Genomic DNA, 19,747 nt, shown 5'->3' with positions numbered 1-19,747 from the left:
GAGTCGGTAGAAAGTTATAATAAGAGTCGGCCACATATGGCCTTAAAATACAAAACGCCCGATGAGGTTCATCGAGCGTTTTAGAACCTGAATAAGTGTCAACCTATATCAGGACTAGTCAAGGCAACAAGTTTGCTGATCACGGCAACCTGACTGTGGAGTGTTTTATGAACCGGGCATTTATCGGCGATTTCTAAAAAACGAGCCGCTTGTTGTTCGTCTAAATTACCTGTAAAACTGATGTTTCTCACAATGGCTTCAATGCCGTTTTGTTCTTCGCAATTATCACAATCTTCCTTGTAGTTTCGAGTATGAGTTAGCTCTACCTTTATGTGCTCGACAGGTAGTTTTTTGCGTTCTGCGTACATTCTGAGTGTCATCGCAGTACAAGCTCCCAAGCCAGCTAAAACATGATCATAAGGATCTGGTCCGGAATTTTTGCCACCCACTTTGACTGGCTCATCCGCTATCCAATAATGGCTTGACGTACTCACATGTTGAGCGAGCTTGTGATCTTTTTCTTCCACCAGTACATGACCTTTTGTCACCTTGCTCTGGTAAGCCGTTTCTTCGCTTGGAACGTATCGACTTGCCCAAGCGGCGATCACATCAGCGGCGTATTCTGAATCCTTTTTGTCACTGAGCAAATGGTCTGCATTATCTAAACTGACAAAGCTCTTTGGATGCAAAGCGGCTTGGTATATTTTCTCCGCTTCGGTGATGTTCACTATGCTGTCGATAGGGGAATGCATGACCAACAAGGCTTTTTTCAACTTACTGATATGCTGATTGCCGTAGCTATTAATGTCATCTAAAAACTGCTTTTGAATCTTAAAATGACGACCAGCAAGGCTCACTTCTGCCTCGCCATGGGCTTCTATATCGTCAAGGTGAGCGGAAAAATTATGGGCGACATGAGCCGCGTCTGACGGCGAACCAATGGTGACCAGCGCCATGGATTCTGGCACTTTTTGCGCTACGCCTAATACCGCAGCGCCACCAAGGCTGTGACCAATTAACAGTTTGGGTGCGGCGTATTCATCACGTAGAAAATCGGCTGCCGCAACAAGGTCTTGAACATTCGACGAAAAGTTAGTGTTAGAAAAGTCGCCGTCACTGTTGCCTAACCCTGTAAAGTCAAAACGTAATACCGCAATGCCTTTCTCCATTAACGCACGACTGATCCGAGAAGCCGCCGCCACATCTTTGCTGCAAGTAAAGCAATGAGCGAAGAGGGCGTAAAACTTGATATCGGATTCAGGTGTTTCTAATAAGCCACTGAGCCTGTGATCACCACTGGTAAATTCTACTTTCTGACGCATTAAGACATTCCTTCAACCAAAAAAATAAATAGAGAGCACACAGTCGTGCTCAAAGTTATTCCCAGTATGGCTGAAAAACAGAAAGACAACTTAAGAAACTGAGCAAGAAAATAGACATCTACAAGGAAGGTTAATTAACGCACGTCAAACTTAAAGCAACTACACGTAGGTCGAACTTTAGTTCGTCACTCACGACTAAATCAACATCTAAAGGGTCGAACCCTTTTTCTATCTGCAAAACTTCTAATGAATAAAGAACCAATTGAAAAAGGCTTTGACCCTGATCGTTAATCAACTAACTATTTTTTAATTCTCCTATATCCTGCTCGTTTATACATTTTAAATAACTCGATTTTGCGCGTTTACACTGGCAGGAAATAAAAAAATCGTCATAACATCAATGATTAAGAAATCACCGTGCTGAGATAACGCGCAGGGCTTTCCTAATAAAAATATGGAATAACGCTCATGCTCGTTTTGCCAATTTTTGAATTTTGTGAATAGCTTTATAAAACACTGAAAATTCAGTTAGTTGTAGAGATATTTAGAGAGTTTTTTAAATGGTGCTGCATTCATTTATAAGCTTAAATACGCATATAACAAGTAATTCAACAGGGCATATGCTGTTTGGTTTTGCTCCTGCGTCGCAAATTATAGCCAAACATTATTAACTCCAGAATATGGGGTTACACAATATTAGGTGTGTGAATCATGAGTGAAGTTGCTTTAGAATTTTCTCCTTGGATGGTAGAAAGTGCATACAAATATGCTGTTGCATCCAGAGTGTTGCTTAATGAAAGAAATCTCGAGGGAGTTTCTCAAATCAATGCTGCGTTAAGTATCGAAATTGCACTTAAAGCCTTACTTTCAACCGCAACCAAAAATTCTGGTAAGGTTTATCAAAACAGTAAGTTTGATAAGAATAAAGCTGAGTTTGTTACGTCATTTCGAGATGCTCATGACATCTACAAGTTGGCATGCTCCATTCCTGAAGGATTAAAGGAAAAAATTCTATCGCCTCGTGCTCTAAATATACTTCAACGCTATGGGGATACATTTGTCGCAGACCGTTACAGATATGAAGAGTGCAGCAGAAGACGACCAATCATTACCGACCTTACCTTTATAGCATTAGAGTTGGTAGATAATATCGTCGAGATATACAAAAGTAGAGGTTGTGATGACTGTTGGATCATTGCGTACCCAAACGTATAACAAAACCAGCCAATACGCCAGCAAGCTGGCTGGACTTGTTTCGCTTGCCTTTGCTGGAAGGCGTTTCCCCCAGAGAAACATATGTATCACAGAGAATGGAAATGTCGTTGCCCCAAAGAAACTGCCGATGGGTTTGTTGAATACCTAGCAGAAACGGGGATTAAAGATACTCAGAGCATAGAAGGCTGTACTGGATATCAAGTGTTAAAAAGAGAAGTCGGAGATGAGATAGAAATAACTTTTGTCTCTTTCTGGCAAGAGTTTGAATTGATGAAGGAATACGCTGGAGACAATCTTTATAAGGCTGTGCTTTACCCAGAGGATCACAAATATCGAATTATCCCTGGTACTGAAGTAAAGGTGTATGAAGTCATTGAGACGTTAACTGCTAGCGATTGCGTCAATTAAAACCTTAGCGAAACAATTCACTGTGGCTGCCGATTCTTGCTAATTTCAAGACCTCGCTTTCTGCTTTATAAATGAGTACTAAGTCGGGTTTTACATGGCAATCTCGGTAGCCTTGCCAACCTCCGTGTAGAGCGTGGTCTACATATTTCTCAGGTAATTCATTTTCGAGTTGCAGTTGTTTAATAACATGGCCAACTTCCACTACATCTGGAATAGACAATTTAGCGATCTTTTTAAAATCTTTTTTAAATTGTGTCGAGTATTCGAGACTCAGCATTATTCTGTTGCACCAATTTCTAAATCATTAAATAACTGATTAAGATTTTGAGCTTTGTTGCCCTTGTTTGATTCTAGCTCTTCTATTGCATTGGCTGTTAAGCTGTTTGGTGTTTGGGCTTTGAGCTCAAAAGGTATTCCCCCATGATTAATCACAGCTTTAGCAAACAGTTTGAGTGCCTGAGAAGGGCTTAGTCCTATGTCTTCACAAACGTGAGTGAACGCCAATTTGGTGTTGTGGTCTATACGAGTGCTTAACATTTCAGATTTCATTTTTTCACCTAAATGCAGTATATGTCATACAATGTTGTACAAAGTATAGCTATTGCTATATGGCAAAGCAATCTACTCAATAGCAAAGACTAGTCAAACAAAAAGGCCATCTTAATTTCCTAAGATGGCCTTTTTAATAAGCTAAACTTTTATAAATTAAATCCAGTGATGGATTTAACAAATAATCGCTTTGGTTTCTATGTACTCGTGCAGTGCTTCTTCGCCCCATTCGCGGCCGTTGCCGGATTGTTTCACACCACCGAACGGTGCGTACATGCTGAAGTAGCTGCCTTGGATGTAGCATTGGCCCGCTTCTAAACGTGCGGCGATTGGAAGCGCTGCGGCTTTGTCTTTGGCGTAAACACCAGAAGAAAGGCCGTATTCGCTGTCGTTGGCGATGTCGATGGCTTGTTCAATGTCGTCGTATTCCATGATGCATAGAACAGGGCCGAAGATCTCTTCTTGGGCGATGCGCATGTCACGGGTTACTTTGGTGAAAACAGTGGGTTTGACGTAAAACCCTTTATCGACAGATTCTGGTTTTTCCCCATCACCGATGAGCAGTTCTGCGCCTTCTTGTTGCCCGATCTCAATATATTCTTTTACTTTTTTATACTGTTGTTCTGACGCCAATGGCCCCATGGTCACGTCTTCACGGGTTGGGTCGCCAACGACTTGTTCTTGAGCAACGGCTTTGGCTACCTTGATGACGTCTTCATAGCGGCTTTTTGGTACCAGCATACGAGTAAGTGCGTTGCAGGTTTGGCCTGTGTTGCCCATGACATCTTCGATACCGTAACGAACGGCGGCGTCTATGTCAGCGTCTTCTGTGATGATGTAAGCGGATTTTCCACCTAGCTCTTGGCACACACGTTTTACGGTGGACGCGGCGTTTTTCGCCACTTCGATTCCGGCGCGGGTGGAGCCTGTGAAGGAGATCATGTTCACTTTCGGGTGTTCGGCCATGATTGGGCCAATCTCATAACCTTGTCCGAAAACTAGGTTGAACACGCCCGCTGGTAAGCCAACTTTGTGAATGATTTCCGCCATGATGTAATCCGCTAATGGTGTTTGTTCAGCGGGTTTTTCAATCACGGTACAGCCAGAAGCTAAGGCGGGAGCGAGTTTCCCGACAAGCTGATGAAGTGGGTAGTTCCAAGGGTTGATTAGAGCACAAACACCAATCGGTTGTTTGGTAAGTAAAATGTTGTCTCTTTCTTCTACCTTGTCCATGCTGGCAATGGCCAGTTCGCCATAATAACGCATGGCGTCAATGGCGCAGTCCACATGGAAAGCACCTGCGATGCTAACAGGGCAACCCATGCTGATAACGTGTGCTTGAACTAGGTCGTCGTAGCGAGCTTGCATTTCGTCGGCAATTGCATTGAGGTATTTTGCTCGTTCCGCAACCGGTGTATTTGACCAGATTGGGAAGGCTTTTTTGGCCGCATCGACAGCGAGATTAACGTCTTCAGCAGTCGCCATTGTGACTTCGGCGGCGCATTCTTCTGTCGCTGGGTTGATCACTGAAAAGCGCTCTTGGCCCTTTGTCAGTGTCCAATCACCATTGATATAGGCGTGAGTTATCTGTTTCATAACGATAAATTCCTTAACGAAATAGATGTATTGATTGACTCAGACTAATACGCGATGAGTGATTGGACAATTGATTTTTTTCTCCTTGATCGGTAAATAAAATTAACCAAATAATGTATTTTACGCTAAGCGTTCGATTTCCCTTTAAAGAGCGTCACGATATAGAGAAAGTAGATTCCAGCCGCCACAGAAACAAAGGCGAACACAGCTTGAGCGCTTCCCGGAATAAATTCCATAAAGGAGGTGAGAAATTGCCCTAGAAATACGGCCATGGCGAAATAGGATAGGTTTTTTCCTCTTTGGCTTGGGAGACTTCTTTCGACAGTAATATGGTTCAGTAAGGGAATAGATAAGCCAAATCCTACGCCTGAAAAAATGCCGCCAAGAATAAGTATGTAAGGGTTTTCGCCAAAGTAATAGGCCGCGTGAGATAGGGCGTAAAAACAAAAAGCAAAACTCAGTGACCCCTTGTCTTTAAAGCGTGTGTATATTTTCGGCAAAAAGTGCGCTGTGATGACGGCCATCAAGGATACAAAGGCTAGGAATAAGCCGATTTTGTCTTCTGTGTATCCTGAATGTTCCATGGTAATTGGCAGTACCACAAAGCCAGAAAAGAAGAAGGTCATCGCGATACAGGAAGTAATGAAAATTGGCTTTAAAGACGCTTGTTTGCTGTTGCTTGATTCGTGGGCATCTGTGTCTGGATCAGCAGGGTATGTATTCGGCACTAATAACAGCATCATGCCTAAGAAAATCCACGCCATAGCATACAACAAGAAAGGCTGGTTCCAGCTGTTAAGGGCGAGTAAACCACCGATGAACAAAAACACCACGCCACCGAGCTCTATTGCCATGCCTTGTTTTGCCATCATGGCGAGGCGCTTATGACCAAAATAGAATTGGGAAATTAAAGTCGTACTGCCCGCCATAGTTAAGGCGGTGACGGCACCCAATAAAATACGATTGACGAATACGCTTTCTGGGCCGTACAACCATTGTCCTGAAAGACCCAATGCGCCATATAAAAATAACGCGATGGCGGTGCAGTAATAAGCCCCATATTTGTCGATCAGTCGTCCTGCGAAGGGAGCGAAAAGCACGACGCCTAAAGACGGCAGCGTGATGAGTAAGCTGGCGTAATCTTCCATGCCGAGATTTTGAGCAATGCTGGGTAACGCAGGTGCAACGATAGAGCCAACCATAATGGTCAGGCTGGAAATGCACAGCAAAGTGAGGCTTCCTAATCTGGAAAGGTAACTCATGATGACTCCTAATAATCTGGTCTTTGGGTAAGTTGGGGCTATTTTAAGTGGCTGGCTTTTATATTAAAAATGATTTAATTTGATAGAATCTATACATTTTTGGTATGAGTTATGGACGTTAAATCGTTAAAAAGCTTTGTAGCAGTGGCCACATTAAGAAGCTTCTCCGCTGCAGCACGAGAATTGCATACGGTTCAGCCTGCCATTAGTCGACATATTGCAGGCCTTGAAGAAGAGTTAGGCACGAGTTTGTTTATTCGCAATACCCGTGAGGTGCAAATCACCGCGGCTGGCTTGCAACTATTGAGTGATGCTAAAGCGCTATTAAAGCAATTTGATGAGGCGAAGAGCCGAACTCAAAAAGCCGCAAAAGGTGAGTTAGGGCATTTACGAGTTGGGTATTTGCCGTCGGCTTGTTTGACCTTGATTCCTTATTTGGTGAAGCGCTTTCATACGGCATTTCCTCATGTAGACATTAGTCTGTATGAAATGACAGCGGCAGAACAACTGACTGCCTTTAAGAATGATGAGATTGATGTGGGCGTGTCTCGCCCATTGCCAACTGATGGGATTGCTGGGTTAAACAGCGCGCTTTTATACCGAGATCATCTGTGTGTTATCGTCCCAGAAGAGCATGTGATGGCAGACAATGACAATATTAAGCTCAATGATTTACAGGAAGAAAATATCATTTTGTTTCATCGGGAAGAAGCGGTGGGCTTGTTCGATACCATTATCCATTTGTGTCAGGCAAACGGTTTTTCACCAAATTTATCGGCTCAGCCAAAGCATATGCAGACGTTATTGACTATGGTTGCGTCTGGTTTGGGCGTGGCGATTGCGCCTTATTGTGTTGCCAAACTCTATACGAAAGGGTGTCGCTTTATTCGCATAGAAAAGGACGAGACTGAAATATTGACGCAAATTCATTATCAAGAAAAAGGTCTAACGCCAACGGCCAAGGCTTTTGTGGAATTGGCAAAAACCTCGGCTGATATGATCCAAGAGCAAATGAAAGTTCTATCATTTGACGCTTAAGATAAGGCTTCAAAAGCTTGATAATGGGAGAGGTAAACTTTCCCAGACAAGTGCGTCATAAAATCACTCGCTTTTAATTGATCCATCACTGGGCCTTTTACCTCAGATAATGACAGCTTGATGCCTTTATCCAAAAGCTGCCTGTTGAGAGATTCCAGCATTTCAAGTGCGCTAAAATCAATTTCACTGATCGAGTTACATTGAATAATAATGTGCTCGATTTCCGCTCTGTTCTGAATCATGTTTAATATGGTTTCTTCGAGAAAGGCAGAGTTGGCAAAGAACATACTTTCATCCAATCGCAGGCTTAATAAATGCAGTAGGGTTTTTACGTCATGTCTTTGTATGTTTCTAAAATGTTCAGTGCCTTCGATTAATCCCACTTCGGCAATGTGCGGCTCAGAGGACTGAGACAGATGCAACATAATCGATAAGATCACGCCTGACGCAACGCCAATTTCTACACCAAGCAACAAAGTGATGGCGATCGTGGAAAACGCGGCGTAAAAATCATTGCGCGAAAAACACCATGTCTTTTTCAGAATAGAGAAATCAATCAATCCAGAAACAGCCACAATAATGGTGGCTGCCAAGGTGGCTTTTGGCAGAAAGAAAAGCACAGGTGTTAGAAAGAGAGACGCAATTAATATTCCGAACGCCGTCATGACGCCAGCCATTTGGGTCACGGCGCCTGCGTCAAAGTTCACAACAGAGCGTGAAAATCCTCCTGTTACGGGGAATCCTCCAGAAACGCCAGACGCCAAGTTTGCAGCCCCTAAGCCAATCAATTCTTGATTTGGTTTTACTTTTTCACCGCGTTTTGCGCCGAGTGTTTTTCCCACAGAAATGGATTCCACATAACCTATGATAGAAATCATCAGTGCTGGTAGCATGAGTTCTTGAATCAAGCTCAAAGAAGGTATCGATAGACTGAAATGAGGCAAGCCCGCTGGAATAGCACCCGTGATAGCCACACCGTGAGATCCTAGATCGAAAAAGTACACAACGAGAATGCTGGCGAAAACACCGATAATAGGCGCTGTTTTGGCTAAAGGTGCGGCGTATTTTTCCGGAAAGGTTAGCAGCAAGAAAAAGGCTTTAGCGTAGCGTTTTGCTAACAATAAAAAGGCAAGAACGGATAATCCCATTATCAAAGTTGGCATGTGAAGGTCTAAAATATTCTCCGACATGCTGATGATTTGAGTGGCAAGATTATCCCCGTGAGCCTTGATGCCGAAAATGTGTTTTAACTGACTAACGGCAATGATTATCCCAGAAGCGGAGATAAAGCCCGAAATCACTGGATGAGATAGGAAGTTGGTTATCTTGCCTAGCTTCATGAACCCCATTGCAATTAATAGCAGGCCAGATAAAAGGGCGAGAGTAATGGCGCCTGTTAAATAGCTTGCGCTGCCTTGTTCAGCAATGTTGGCCAAAGATGAGGCGGTCATTAATGAGGCAACCGCCACAGGCCCAACAGACAATGACGAGCTTGTTCCAAAAATAGCGTAAACAATCAAAGGTAAGATGCTGGAATACAAGCCAACTTCAGGCGGTACACCTGCGACCAGTGCATAAGCTAAAGATTGCGGAATCAATAGCATGGTGACGATTAATGCCGCTGTTGCATCTTGGCCGAACTGAATTCGGTTATAGCTCTTTAGCCAAGATGCCATTGGAAACAAACTTAGAAACATTCTCGGTTCTCCGTTCTGTACGCGTTTCAACTTTACGTCAGAGGCTTTTATTGAAACGCGTTGATTGGAACTTTGAGATACACCAAGCCGTTTTCTTCTTTCTCCGGCATGTTTCCTGCTCGCATATTGATTTGCAATGAAGGCAAAATGAGACGAGGCATAGACAAGGTTTTATCGCGGCTTTCACGAAGTTCAACAAAGGTGGCTTTTTCAATATCTGTTTTTACGTGAATGTTGTCGTTTTTCTGAGACTTAATGGTGGTTTCGAATTTCAATTCTCGACCATTAGGGCAGTAGTCGTGACACATAAACACGCGATAGCCTTCAGGCAGCGCCAATATTTTTTGAATGGAATCGTATAAAACGCCAGCGTCGCCGCCTGGGAAATCGGCTCTTGCTGTTCCCCCGTCTGGCATAAATAAGGTGTCGCCAACAAAGACAGCATCGCCCAAAATATGAGTAAAGCAGGCTGGCGTATGTCCCGGGGTATGGATAGCAGAACACTCTAGTTCGCCTATTTTATATTGCTCGCCATCGTGAAAGAGATGATCGAACTGAGAGCCGTCTAGCTCAAATTCTGTGCCTTCGTTAAACACCTTACCAAATGTTTCTTGGACGATTGTGATTTGTTCGCCAATGCCTATTTTTCCACCGAGTTTTGACTTTAAGTAAGGTGCCGCTGAAATATGGTCTGCGTGAACATGAGTTTCAATAATCCACTCTACTTTCAATTTGTGTTCCGTCACGAAGTTGATGATGTCGTCTGCGCTGCTGTTTGATGTCCCGCCTGAGGCATAATCAAAGTTCAGTACGCTGTCGATAATGGCGCAACGGTTGGATTTAGGGTCTTGTACCACGTAGGAAAAAGTACTGGAGTCTTCTTCGAAGAAGGCGGTGACATTGGGTTTGCTTGCGTTATCAATCATGGTTTTCTCCTTTTGATTAGAGAATAAATATTAGATTTTTCTAATATAGTGTATTTTTTAAACTTCAGCAATGAAAATTGTTAGGGCAGATTGATTATTGAGAAGAGGCGTTGCTGGTGGTTTTCTTTCGCAGTGGTGTGATTTGAGCCTGAATAAAATAAAAAAGGTGGTCATATAGACCACCTTTTTAGGATTCGCTTTAGAGCTTTAAGCTGTGCTCTCTTAGCTATGTTCTTTCAAGAATTCTTCGCTTAAGTACAGCTCTTCGTTGCTGTTTACTTTTACGTCACGGTCTAGAATCATTTGTGCGATTTTCTTCGCTTCTTCTAGGGAGTGCATTTCGTATGTTCCGCATTGGTATTCGTTAAGCTCTGGAATGTCTTCTTTTGCTTTTACTTTTAAAACATCTTCCATTGCTGCTTTCCAAGAAGCCGCTACTGTCTCTTCGTTTGGTGTTCCGACTAAGCTCATGTAAAAGCCTGTACGGCAACCCATTGGAGAGATATCGATGATTTCTACGCTGTCGCTGTTTAGGTGGTTGCGCATGAAACCTGCAAACAAGTGTTCCAAAGTGTGGATACCTGTTTCAGAAAGAATTTCTTCATTTGGTACGCAAAAACGCAAATCAAATACTGTGATGTCGTCGCCCTTTGGCGTTGACATGGATTTAGCAACACGAACGGCTGGTGCGTCCATACGCGTGTGGTCTACGCGAAAGCTGTCTAGTAATGGCATAAAGTTCTCCTGTTTGTGCATGATGGGCAACATGGCATGTGTTGCTGTCATTAAATTCTTATCTTGAATGATAAACAATGTTGGTTATTGTACAGGAAGTTTTGAATCTTTGACGGAGGTTTTTTGTCCTTTTATGAATTCATAACACAAGGCTAGGCAAAACATCAGGCTGGCAAAGAGCATGCTTTGGCCGATGAAAAATACCATGCCGCCACAACTGATTAAGGCAATTACAGCTAATATTTGTGTCATGCGGTTTACCAATTTTATTGCCGCTATGCAGGTGAGCGTGTAGATGAGTAAAAAGCTTCCGTTTGTCATTTCGATGAACCATGTCATTTTCCAGCCAGATAACTCCGAAAAAAGAATGGAAAACAGCGTAATCAATCCAACTAATAAAACGGCTTTTTCTGGTGCGCCATTTTTGTTAAGACGAGAAAAAAGTGTCGGCAATGCGCCTTGTTGAGCCATGGATTGCACCATGCGTGAGAAACCTAGAATGTAAATCCCAACATTGGCAAAGGCAATAATATAAGCGCCAATGGCAAACACTCGACTGCTGGTTTCTCCCATCAGTTTACTGACGAGAAGGGCCAATGATTGGCTGTTGGTAACTTCGTCTCCATAGGTGTGATGCCACGCAATAAGAAGAACCAAGCTTAGGTAAGCTAAAATGACCAAAGTCATACCGCCTAATAGCGCGATGGGGAAATCTCGTGCTGGGTTTTTAAATTCAGCGCCCATGTGAGCCATGACTTCTATGCCAAGAAAACACCAAAAAATCACGCCAGTTGCGTACAGTGTTTGTTGCCATTGGCTTGGATTTTCAGGTGTTTCAATCACTTGTAAACTGGATTGGATATCACCGATAAAGCACAACCATAAAATGGTGATGATCATGCTGATGACAACACCTGTTTGAAAGCGCGCTGATGTTTGCATACCAACAATGGCAAACATCAGCATGCCTGCAAGGGTCAATAGGCTGAAGGCTAAGATCCATTCGTCGGATGTTTTAAACACAATGGTTAAATAGGCCGCAGCAACTTTAATCGCAACAGCAGGCCCGACTAATAAGATGCTTAGAAACAGCCAACCTACTGCTTTTTCATATAGGGACCCAAAGGCGCGACCAATGTAATGAGAGGCGCCGCCAGCAGAAGGGTACTTTGAACCGAGTAGGGCAAAAATAAAAGCAATCGGAACCACCATCACGGCGGTAATTAACCAAGCGTAAAAAGCAAAAGAGCCTGCTTCTGCCACAGACATGGCCGGTAAAATCATCAAGCCAGTACCGATAAAAGTGGTGACTGTCATGGCGATACCTTGGATTGGACCGAGGGTTCTTTGGTATTGAGACATGATTACCTTCTTAGTGAATAGGGCGAAATTGGTGTGAGTTAATAGCTGTTTTTTGATACGGCTAAGGATAAAATGCAGTGCATTAAAAAGCCCTAAGCAAGTTGCCGCCATTTGACGGCATTTTGTCTGAATGGCCGTCAAAGTGACGGAGTTTGAAGTTAAGAGGAAATAAAGTGGCTGATCAGTACGATCAAAAGATATTGGGTTTGTTGGTGAATGATGCCAGATTGTCTGTATCGGATATTAGTCGTCAGGTGAATTTATCTCGTTCAGCGGTGACCGAGCGCATTAAACGCATGGAAGATAATGGCACCATTACTGGCTATCATGCCCATACAGCGGTTTCAAAAGAAGAAGGCGTGACCGCGTATTTGGCGTTAACCTTTCGTCCCTTGTCTTGTGATTTGGTGCAGCCTTTGGTCGAAGCCATACCTGAGGTTAAATTGTCCCATTCTATCAGTGGTGATTTGGATCTCTTGTTGTTGGTTCAAGCGTCTTCCATGTCGCGGTTAAATGATATTCGCAGTGAAATGGATAACTGGCCTAATCTTGATAAAATTGTCACGCACATGTGCTTGTCGAAACGGATTGATCGATGGTAGTCGAGATCTATGAAAGTACGTCTGTGGCGGTGAAGAAGAGATAAAAAAAACGGGCTCTTAAATTGAAACTAAGAAGCCCGTTTTAATGTCATCTATAAAAGAATATTAAGGCATCATGCCTAAGGCGGTTAAGCCTAGGTTTTCTGGTAATCCCAACATGATGTTCATGTTTTGAATGGCTTGGCCTGATGCGCCTTTTACCAGATTATCAATCACAGACAAGACAACGACCTTGTTGCTGTTTTGTGGGCGATAAACAGCGATGCGGCAGAAGTTTGCGCCTTTTGTGCTGCGGGTTTCCGGTGTGCTACCTGCTGGCATAACATCGACAAAGAATTCATCTTTGTAGCGCTCTTCAAATAAAGCTTGTAGATCAACCGAGGTGTCGGTCAATGTGGCGTACATAGTGGAGTGTATACCACGAATCATAGGCACTAAGTGCGGTACAAACGTCAGCCCAACTGGTGAGTCACTTACCGCTTGTAAACCTTGTTTGATCTCGGGAAGGTGACGGTGTCCTGCTACGCCATAAGCTTTGAAGCTTTCACTGGCTTCACACAATAGTGAGCCAACGTTTGCGCCTCGACCTGCGCCACTGACACCCGATTTTGCATCGGCGATTAAATCAGATGGATCTATGATGCCAGCTTCCAATAGTGGAATAAGCCCAAGTTGTGTTGCCGTTGGATAACAACCAGGGTTTGCAACAAGTTGAGCCCCCTTAATGGCTTCACGGTTCATTTCTGGTAAACCGTATACGGCTTTGGCTACATAATCTGGTGTGCGGTGATCCATTCCGTACCATTTTGCCCACTCCACTGTGTCTTTAATACGGAAATCGGCACCCAAATCCACAACCTTGATTCCACGGTCGATTAGCTCTGGTACTTGATCCATGGCGACGCCATGTGGTGTTGCATAGAAAACGAGATCGCATTTGGCGAGTTCTTCAATGTCTGGGTTTGAAAAGCGAAGGTCATAGTGACCGCGTAAGCTAGGATATATATCGGAAATGAGTTTGCCTTCTTCGCTACGTGATGTAATCGCAGCAACTTCCACTTCTGGATGGTTGGCTAAAAGTCTTAATAATTCGGCTCCGGTATAACCCGTTCCACCTACGATGCCTATTTTATACACTGTTTCTTCCTAATAAATGATGCCTTGATAGAGGCAATTGCGAATTTGTTATATAACTGCTTGAATAGTGCACGAAATTCGCTCCCGTTTAAAGAGAGGTGGGAATCTGAAAGGGTTAAATTTGAGGGAAAAGTGGTCGCGTAAGGCGAGAGCTTATGACGACTTATCCATATTAGCCGCTTTAGGCGCGTTGTGTGGTTTGCTCAGCGGCCTGTTAATGGCGTTGTTTTATGCTGTGATTTATTTGCCCGCACGTTATTTTATTGGTGCGGATGTTGATGCTTTTGAAACCTTATCTGTTGAGTGGCGTGTTGGTTTATCGGTTTCCGCTTGTTTCCTTCTTGCGTTAGTTTTTACTGGCTTACCCAAAAAACTACATAAGGTCGGAGTGCCTTATGTGGTGGAAAGGTTAAATTATTACAATGGTAATTTGCCTATCTGGAATGGCGTTGTGCAGTTCTTTACCGCTGCAGTGGGGTTGATTGGTGGGCTTTCCATTGGTAAAGAAGGTCCAGCTGTTCACTTAGGCGCTACTCTGGGTGGCTATCTGGCTGGAAAAGCTAAGTTGCCTCAATACGGTGTTGAAACATTGCTGGCATGCGGTGTGGCTGGCGCTATTTCGGCGATTTTTCAAACACCTTTGGCGGGTGTTTTGTTCGCTTTTGAAGTGATTTTTTTAGAGTATCGGCAGCGTTATGTGCTGCCTGTTCTTTTATCTTCGGTCATTGCGACGCTCGTTAGTCATTTCTTAATTGGCCCTTTGCATATTTTCAGCATCGACAGTATTACTTCCGTGGTTCTGTCGTTGGATATGTTTCTTGCTTGTTTTGTGTTGGTCGTTTTTATTGTGCTTTTGTCTGCACTTTTTCTGCATACGCAAAAGGTGCTTTGGCGCTTTAGTGGTCTTTCCGTTTGGATTCGCTTCTCAGTAGTGGCGGCACTTACGGCGTTAGTTGCGATCTACTTTCCTCAAACGTTGGGAAGTGGTTATGCCTCTTTATCAAATGTGCTCACCGGTGAGCTGGTTGTTTATTCCTTGCTTTTGTTAGTCATCGTTAAAACATTATTGACGGCGTTTACGGTTGGTTTAGGTGTTCCTGGCGGCATGATTGGCCCAACTTTTATTATTGGTGGTTTGGCTGGCGCGCAAGTCGCTCAGATATTTGAAAGTGAATTTATTTATATCGCTTTGTTTGCTTTGCTGGGCATGGCTGCAATGATGGCGGCGAGCTTTCAAGCGCCTTTGACGGCGTTGGTGGCGATTGTGGAGATGACGCATTCATCCGAAGTGATTGTGCCTGCATTATTTGTAATAGTTTTATCGTGTTTGCTGACGCGAGTCTTTTTTCATCAAGAGTCTGTATTCACGGAGAGATTGAGTTACATCGGAATGGTCTCTTCTATTAATCCGCTTCAGCGTTATTTGCGACAGCATACGGTTAAGCCTGTGGCAGAAGATGTGTTATTGATTTCTGCTCAGCGTCCTCTTGAACGAGTAAAAGATTTGGCGTTAAGTGTGGTAGACTACGCCGCATTCGAGCAGTCTGGGAAATGGTATTTTGTTCGACGAAATTCGCTGTTAGAGGCTTTGCAAACATTGGATTTTGGTCCTCAGCCTTGGCTGGTTACTGATGGCGAAAAGGTGTTGATGGATTTAACTAAAGCCGTTGAACCTTCGCCTATTCAGAAAATAGACGAGCCTGCTTCATTGGAAATTATTTTGAATTGGTTTCAAACCACTGGGTTGTCTGAAGTGTTGGTTTCTTTATCGGATAACTCTTTGTGTCTTGTCACTCGACAGCGCCTTGACCAATTTTTGTTAAAAAGTGAATGATCGAGAAAGCGATTGTTTGCGTTTAGTCTTTACTTGCTTTGTTATAAAGCGAAATACATTACTAGTTTATGGAACTTAAGAAATTATGAGTCGATCAAGTGATTTATATGCACGAGCACAACACCGTATTCCTGGCGGCGTAAATTCCCCAGTGCGAGCTTTTAATGGTGTGGGCGGAACGCCTGTGTTTTTCCAAAAGGGAGAAGGCGCTTATGTTTATGATGAAGATAAGAAACGCTATATCGATTATGTTGGATCTTGGGGGCCGATGATTTTAGGTCACTCTCATCCAGATGTGTTGGATGCGGTAAGGCAGCAACTTGATTTTGGCTTGAGCTTCGGTGCGCCAACAGAAGTTGAAATCACTATGGCAGAAAAAGTGTGCGAGCTCGTGCCTTCTATGGATATGGTTCGCATGGTGAATTCTGGTACGGAAGCGACCATGAGTGCGATTCGTCTTGCCCGTGGTTATACCGGACGCGACAAAATCGTGAAGTTTGAAGGCTGTTATCACGGGCATTCTGATTCATTGTTGGTGAAAGCGGGATCCGGTGCGCTGACTTTGGGTGTGCCAAACTCTCCTGGTGTTCCGGCTGATTTAGCTAAGCATACAATCACATTGCAATATAACGATATTGATGAAGTGAAGCGTTGTTTTGCTGAAATCGGTGATCAAGTCGCTTGTATTATTGTTGAGCCAGTTGCGGGCAATATGAACTGTATTTTGCCTGTTGACGGTTTCCTTCAAACACTTAGAGAAGTGTGTGATGAATCTGGTGCGGTGTTGATTTTTGATGAAGTAATGACTGGATTCCGAGTTGCACTTGGCGGTGCACAGGAACATTTCGGTGTTGTGCCAGATTTAACAACGCTTGGTAAAGTGATTGGCGCTGGAATGCCTGTTGGTGCTTTTGGTGGCAAGCGTGAAGTCATGGAATGTATTTCACCGTTAGGGCCTGTTTATCAAGCGGGTACTTTATCGGGCAATCCTGTTGCTATGGTCGCTGGCTTGGCTGTGTTGAATAAAATCAGTGAGCCTGACTTTCATAAAACATTAGGCGCTAAAGCAGCTCGTCTTGTGTCTGGATTGAAAGCAGCGGCGGATGAAGCAGGTGTTCCATTTTGTGTTGTTAGTGTAGGTGGCATGTTCGGCTTCTTCTTCTCTGAAGCAGATGTTGTGAGTAGTTTTGCTGAAGTTCAGAACTGTGACCTCGCTCGATTTAAAGCATTCTTCCACTATATGTTGGAAGAAGGAGTATATCTTGCTCCTGCGGCTTTTGAAGCTGGCTTTATTTCTCAGGCGCACACAGATGAAGATATTGATTTTACAATTGCAGCGGCTAAACGCGCTTTTGCAAAGCTCCTATAAAGTGAGCAAGGTGAGGATGTTTGTATGTCGATAGACGATATAAAGAAAGCGCCAGTGGATGATATTGAAGATATTGATCTTGGCGATGAGAAAAAGCAGCCGCGAAAAGGGGTGTATTTGCTCCCTAATCTTTTTACAACGGCGGCGTTGTTTTCCGGTTTTTATGCAATCATTGCTGCGATGGATGGTAACTTTTCAAATGCTGCTGTGGCGATTTTTATCTCTATGGTGTGCGATGGGTTAGACGGACGAGTAGCGCGTTTAACTCATACGCAAAGTGCTTTTGGCGCAGAATACGATTCGCTCGCTGATATGGTGTCATTTGGTATCGCGCCAGCATTAATTGTCTTTACTTGGTCATTAGAACCGCTTGGTAAGATAGGCTGGATTGCGGCTTTTGTTTATGCAGTAGGTGCGGCACTTCGCTTGGCTCGCTTTAATACCATGTTAGCAGTCGAGGAGAAACGTTATTTTACTGGATTACCAAGCCCTGCTGCGGCGGCTATTTTAGCTGGCGTAATTTGGGCTGCCAGCGAAAAAGGCGTTTCAGGTGATAGCTTGTCGATTCTGATGGCTTTACTTGTACCTGTTGTTGGTTTGTTGATGGTAAGTAACGTTAAGTATCGCAGTTTTAAAGACCTAAACTCAAAAGGGCGAGTGCCTTTTGTTGTGTTCTTGATTGCTATTTTAGTGTTTGTATTGATTGCGCTTGAGCCGTCATTGGTCTTGATGGCAGTGTTTTGCGTGTATGGTCTTTGGGGACCTTTAGGGCTCATATTCAAAGGATTGCGTTAGCTCTTAGTTCAAAAACAGAATGGATTGCTTGTTAGTTGAAGCTTTTTTGAACTAGCGGGGATAACCTTTGTCTATAGTTCAACTATGAGGGAGGTTGCTTATGCTAATTCGTGTAAAAAAAGCGTCTGATTGTTCTGAATCAGAAGTCACAGATGAATCCGTTTATTTGAATCGCCGCCAGTTTATGAAGGTGACTGGTGGTGCTGTTTTAGGTGCTGGAACGATTGGTTCTGTTTCAGCTGCCTTGCAAGGTGGAAATCCTCTCGTGCCTTCCTCTTCTTTGGCTCCCGCATTTAAAAATATCATTGAGACACCTTACGGTGCGGATGAAAAGGCAGCTCCGTTCGATGTTGCTACCTCTTACAATAATTTCTACGAATTTGGTTACGGTAAAAACGATCCAAAAGAAAGAGCGACCCAATTCCAAACTTCGCCTTGGACAATTACGGTAGAAGGCGAAGCTGAAAAAACAGGCGTTTTTAATCTCGAAGACATTATAAAAGAGTCGATGCTGGAAGAGCGGATCTATCGCCTTCGTTGTGTTGAGGCTTGGTCAATGGTGATTCCTTGGGTTGGTGTTTCTTTAGGGGATGTTTTAAAGCGTTTTGCGCCGACGTCCAAAGCGAAATATGTTTATTTTGAGACTTTGTACGATCCTAAGCAGATGCCAGGTCAAAACGGTAATGGATTGGATTGGCCTTATCGCGAAGGCTTGCGTATAGATGAGGCAATGAATCCGTTAGCCCTATTAGCTGTTGGAATGTATGGCAGTGTCCTTCCTAATCAAAATGGTGCGCCTGTACGTCTAGTTTTGCCTTGGAAATATGGCTTTAAAAGTATTAAGTCGATCGTGAAGATACGTTTTGTTGAAACTATGCCAGAAACAACTTGGAGTATGTTGGCTCCGAGCGAATATGGTTTTTACGCTAATGTGAATCCAAATGTCGATCACCCTCGTTGGACTCAAAAGCAAGAAAGGCGTCTACCTAGCGGTGTGCTCTTTCCAAATGTTATCGAAACCAAAATATTCAATGGTTATGAAGACGAAGTTGCTTCTTTGTATTCTGGTATGGATCTAAGCAGGTTCTATTAATATGGCGTCGTTCTGGGATAGGAAGGAGAAGCCTTATATAGTGCTTCTGTTTCTTTTGCCGTTGTGTTGGATGGTTGTTTCACTTTTTCTGGGGCGCTATTTTCCTGATCCTGGAAAAGCCCTGATGAATTTGAGTGGTATTTGGGCGAGCGTCTTCATTGTTGTTGTTTTGTCTTTAACGCCAATAGCTAAGATAAAGACGTTTCGCGTTATTTCTCGGTATCGTCGTTTTGTGGGCGTAGCGGCTTTTTTCTATTCATTGTTTCACTTGCTTGTTTATCTAGTTTTGTTTGCAGGGTTAAGTGTTTCATGGATTTTGTCGGATCTTGTGCAGAAACCATACATCTATGCCGGAGTGGCAGCGACTGTTATTCTTTTTTTGTTGGCGATCACCAGCACTAAGAAAATGATGAAAAGGTTAGGTAAGAAATGGAAGGAGCTTCATCAATTAGTGTATTTGGCTGCAGTTTGTGTTGTCGCTCATTTATGGTTGCAAGTGAAGAGTGATATTGAGCTTGCTGTTTGGGTAACCGTCTTTATTGCTCCTTTACTATTTCTTCGTATCTATCAAAATCCGCGTTATAAAAAATATTTCAAGAAAATCACATAAAACACTTGCACAAAATCTGTAGATCCTTAATATACGCCCTCGCTGACACGGACAGGGCTTAGCATCTTAATTAGGTTTAAGAGGTTGAGTGGCTTAAGTGTAACGGCAACGCTCTTTAAAATAGATAATCAGATAATTTGTGTGGGCGCTCGCTGGAGACTTCAGAAGATTGGCTGCTAACTTTTAGTTAGTAAGTT

At 43.4% G+C, this 19,747-nt stretch carries 19 protein-coding genes; 9 read left to right on the top strand and 10 right to left on the bottom strand.

The features are described from left to right. Positions 1 to 98: 98 nt before the first annotated feature. Positions 99 to 1,322 carry a bifunctional alpha/beta hydrolase/OsmC family protein gene (locus tag ACMUMQ_RS15790; protein ID WP_414682870.1) on the bottom strand — a complete coding sequence of 408 codons (1,224 nt, stop codon included), beginning with the start codon at positions 1,320 to 1,322 and terminating at the stop codon, positions 99 to 101. A 711-nt stretch (positions 1,323 to 2,033) separates the two neighbouring features. Here ACMUMQ_RS15790 and ACMUMQ_RS15785 point away from each other — a divergent pair. After that, on the top strand, positions 2,034 to 2,537 hold the full coding sequence (locus tag ACMUMQ_RS15785) for a hypothetical protein (RefSeq protein WP_414682869.1): 504 nt from the start codon (positions 2,034 to 2,036) through the stop codon (positions 2,535 to 2,537). An 81-nt stretch (positions 2,538 to 2,618) separates the two neighbouring features. Continuing rightward, positions 2,619 to 2,945, top strand: a complete 327-nt coding sequence (locus tag ACMUMQ_RS15780) for an antibiotic biosynthesis monooxygenase (RefSeq protein ID WP_414682868.1) — start codon at positions 2,619 to 2,621, stop codon at positions 2,943 to 2,945. A gap of 4 nt (positions 2,946 to 2,949) precedes the next feature. Here ACMUMQ_RS15780 and ACMUMQ_RS15775 read toward each other — a convergent pair whose 3' ends face one another. The 4 genes from ACMUMQ_RS15775 to ACMUMQ_RS15760 all read right to left on the bottom strand — a co-directional run bounded on the left by ACMUMQ_RS15775 (position 2,950) and on the right by ACMUMQ_RS15760 (position 6,352). Next, positions 2,950 to 3,222, bottom strand: a complete 273-nt coding sequence (locus ACMUMQ_RS15775) for a type II toxin-antitoxin system RelE/ParE family toxin (RefSeq protein WP_414682867.1) — start codon at positions 3,220 to 3,222, stop codon at positions 2,950 to 2,952. After that, on the bottom strand, positions 3,222 to 3,494 hold the full coding sequence (locus ACMUMQ_RS15770; protein WP_414682866.1) for a type II toxin-antitoxin system RelB/DinJ family antitoxin: 273 nt from the start codon (positions 3,492 to 3,494) through the stop codon (positions 3,222 to 3,224). Before ACMUMQ_RS15770 ends, ACMUMQ_RS15775 begins: the two co-directional genes overlap by 1 nt. 174 nt (positions 3,495 to 3,668) lie before the next feature. Continuing rightward, positions 3,669 to 5,090 carry an aldehyde dehydrogenase family protein gene (locus ACMUMQ_RS15765; RefSeq protein WP_414682865.1) on the bottom strand — a complete coding sequence of 474 codons (1,422 nt, stop codon included), beginning with the start codon at positions 5,088 to 5,090 and terminating at the stop codon, positions 3,669 to 3,671. 125 nt (positions 5,091 to 5,215) lie between these two features. Further along, positions 5,216 to 6,352, bottom strand: coding sequence for an MFS transporter (locus tag ACMUMQ_RS15760; protein WP_414682864.1), 1,137 nt, complete (start codon positions 6,350 to 6,352; stop codon positions 5,216 to 5,218). 111 nt (positions 6,353 to 6,463) lie between these two features. Between ACMUMQ_RS15760 and ACMUMQ_RS15755 the strand changes: the two genes are divergently transcribed. After that, complete coding sequence (locus ACMUMQ_RS15755; RefSeq protein WP_414682863.1) at positions 6,464 to 7,390, top strand: LysR family transcriptional regulator; 927 nt, start codon at positions 6,464 to 6,466, stop codon at positions 7,388 to 7,390. On the opposite strand, the gene sulP is transcribed toward ACMUMQ_RS15755, so the two are convergent. From sulP to yjeH, 4 genes are all read right to left on the bottom strand, one after another. After that, positions 7,387 to 9,087 (bottom strand): SulP family inorganic anion transporter, encoded by a 1,701-nt coding sequence (sulP, locus tag ACMUMQ_RS15750; protein WP_414682862.1) that lies wholly within the window; start codon positions 9,085 to 9,087, stop codon positions 7,387 to 7,389. The genes ACMUMQ_RS15755 and sulP overlap by 4 nt on opposite strands. 47 nt (positions 9,088 to 9,134) lie before the next feature. After that, entirely contained in the window at positions 9,135 to 10,013 is an 879-nt protein-coding gene (locus ACMUMQ_RS15745; RefSeq protein ID WP_414682861.1) for an MBL fold metallo-hydrolase, read from the bottom strand. A gap of 222 nt (positions 10,014 to 10,235) precedes the next feature. Further along, a complete protein-coding gene (luxS, locus tag ACMUMQ_RS15740; protein WP_414682871.1) occupies positions 10,236 to 10,748 on the bottom strand; it encodes an S-ribosylhomocysteine lyase in 513 nt (170 codons plus the stop codon). Between the two features lie 84 nt (positions 10,749 to 10,832). Beyond that, positions 10,833 to 12,110, bottom strand: coding sequence for an L-methionine/branched-chain amino acid transporter (yjeH, locus tag ACMUMQ_RS15735; protein ID WP_414682860.1), 1,278 nt, complete (start codon positions 12,108 to 12,110; stop codon positions 10,833 to 10,835). A 173-nt stretch (positions 12,111 to 12,283) separates the two neighbouring features. Here yjeH and ACMUMQ_RS15730 point away from each other — a divergent pair, with 173 nt between their 5' ends. Then, positions 12,284 to 12,712, top strand: a complete 429-nt coding sequence (locus tag ACMUMQ_RS15730; protein WP_414682859.1) for an Lrp/AsnC family transcriptional regulator — start codon at positions 12,284 to 12,286, stop codon at positions 12,710 to 12,712. A gap of 105 nt (positions 12,713 to 12,817) precedes the next feature. On the opposite strand, the gene argC is transcribed toward ACMUMQ_RS15730, so the two are convergent. Further along, complete coding sequence (gene argC / locus ACMUMQ_RS15725; protein WP_414682858.1) at positions 12,818 to 13,849, bottom strand: N-acetyl-gamma-glutamyl-phosphate reductase; 1,032 nt, start codon at positions 13,847 to 13,849, stop codon at positions 12,818 to 12,820. A 121-nt stretch (positions 13,850 to 13,970) separates the two neighbouring features. Between argC and ACMUMQ_RS15720 the strand changes: the two genes are divergently transcribed. The 5 genes from ACMUMQ_RS15720 to msrQ all read left to right on the top strand — a co-directional run bounded on the left by ACMUMQ_RS15720 (position 13,971) and on the right by msrQ (position 19,550). Then, on the top strand, positions 13,971 to 15,683 hold the full coding sequence (locus ACMUMQ_RS15720) for a chloride channel protein (protein ID WP_414682857.1): 1,713 nt from the start codon (positions 13,971 to 13,973) through the stop codon (positions 15,681 to 15,683). Between the two features lie 85 nt (positions 15,684 to 15,768). Beyond that, complete coding sequence (gene hemL, locus ACMUMQ_RS15715) at positions 15,769 to 17,052, top strand: glutamate-1-semialdehyde 2,1-aminomutase (protein WP_414682856.1); 1,284 nt, start codon at positions 15,769 to 15,771, stop codon at positions 17,050 to 17,052. 24 nt (positions 17,053 to 17,076) lie between these two features. Next, on the top strand, positions 17,077 to 17,847 hold the full coding sequence (pssA, locus tag ACMUMQ_RS15710; RefSeq protein WP_414682855.1) for a CDP-diacylglycerol--serine O-phosphatidyltransferase: 771 nt from the start codon (positions 17,077 to 17,079) through the stop codon (positions 17,845 to 17,847). 100 nt (positions 17,848 to 17,947) lie between these two features. Then, positions 17,948 to 18,940, top strand: coding sequence for a protein-methionine-sulfoxide reductase catalytic subunit MsrP (gene msrP / locus ACMUMQ_RS15705; protein WP_414682854.1), 993 nt, complete (start codon positions 17,948 to 17,950; stop codon positions 18,938 to 18,940). Positions 18,941 to 18,980: 40 nt separating this feature from the next. Continuing rightward, positions 18,981 to 19,550 carry a protein-methionine-sulfoxide reductase heme-binding subunit MsrQ gene (gene msrQ, locus ACMUMQ_RS15700; RefSeq protein ID WP_414682853.1) on the top strand — a complete coding sequence of 190 codons (570 nt, stop codon included), beginning with the start codon at positions 18,981 to 18,983 and terminating at the stop codon, positions 19,548 to 19,550. Positions 19,551 to 19,747 lie beyond the last annotated feature (197 nt).

The organism is Marinomonas algae (genome assembly GCF_047525555.1).
Lineage (GTDB): Bacteria > Pseudomonadota > Gammaproteobacteria > Pseudomonadales > Marinomonadaceae > Marinomonas.
Note: the sequence above shows the minus strand (reverse complement) of the source record. Positions and strands in the feature narration are given on the sequence as shown.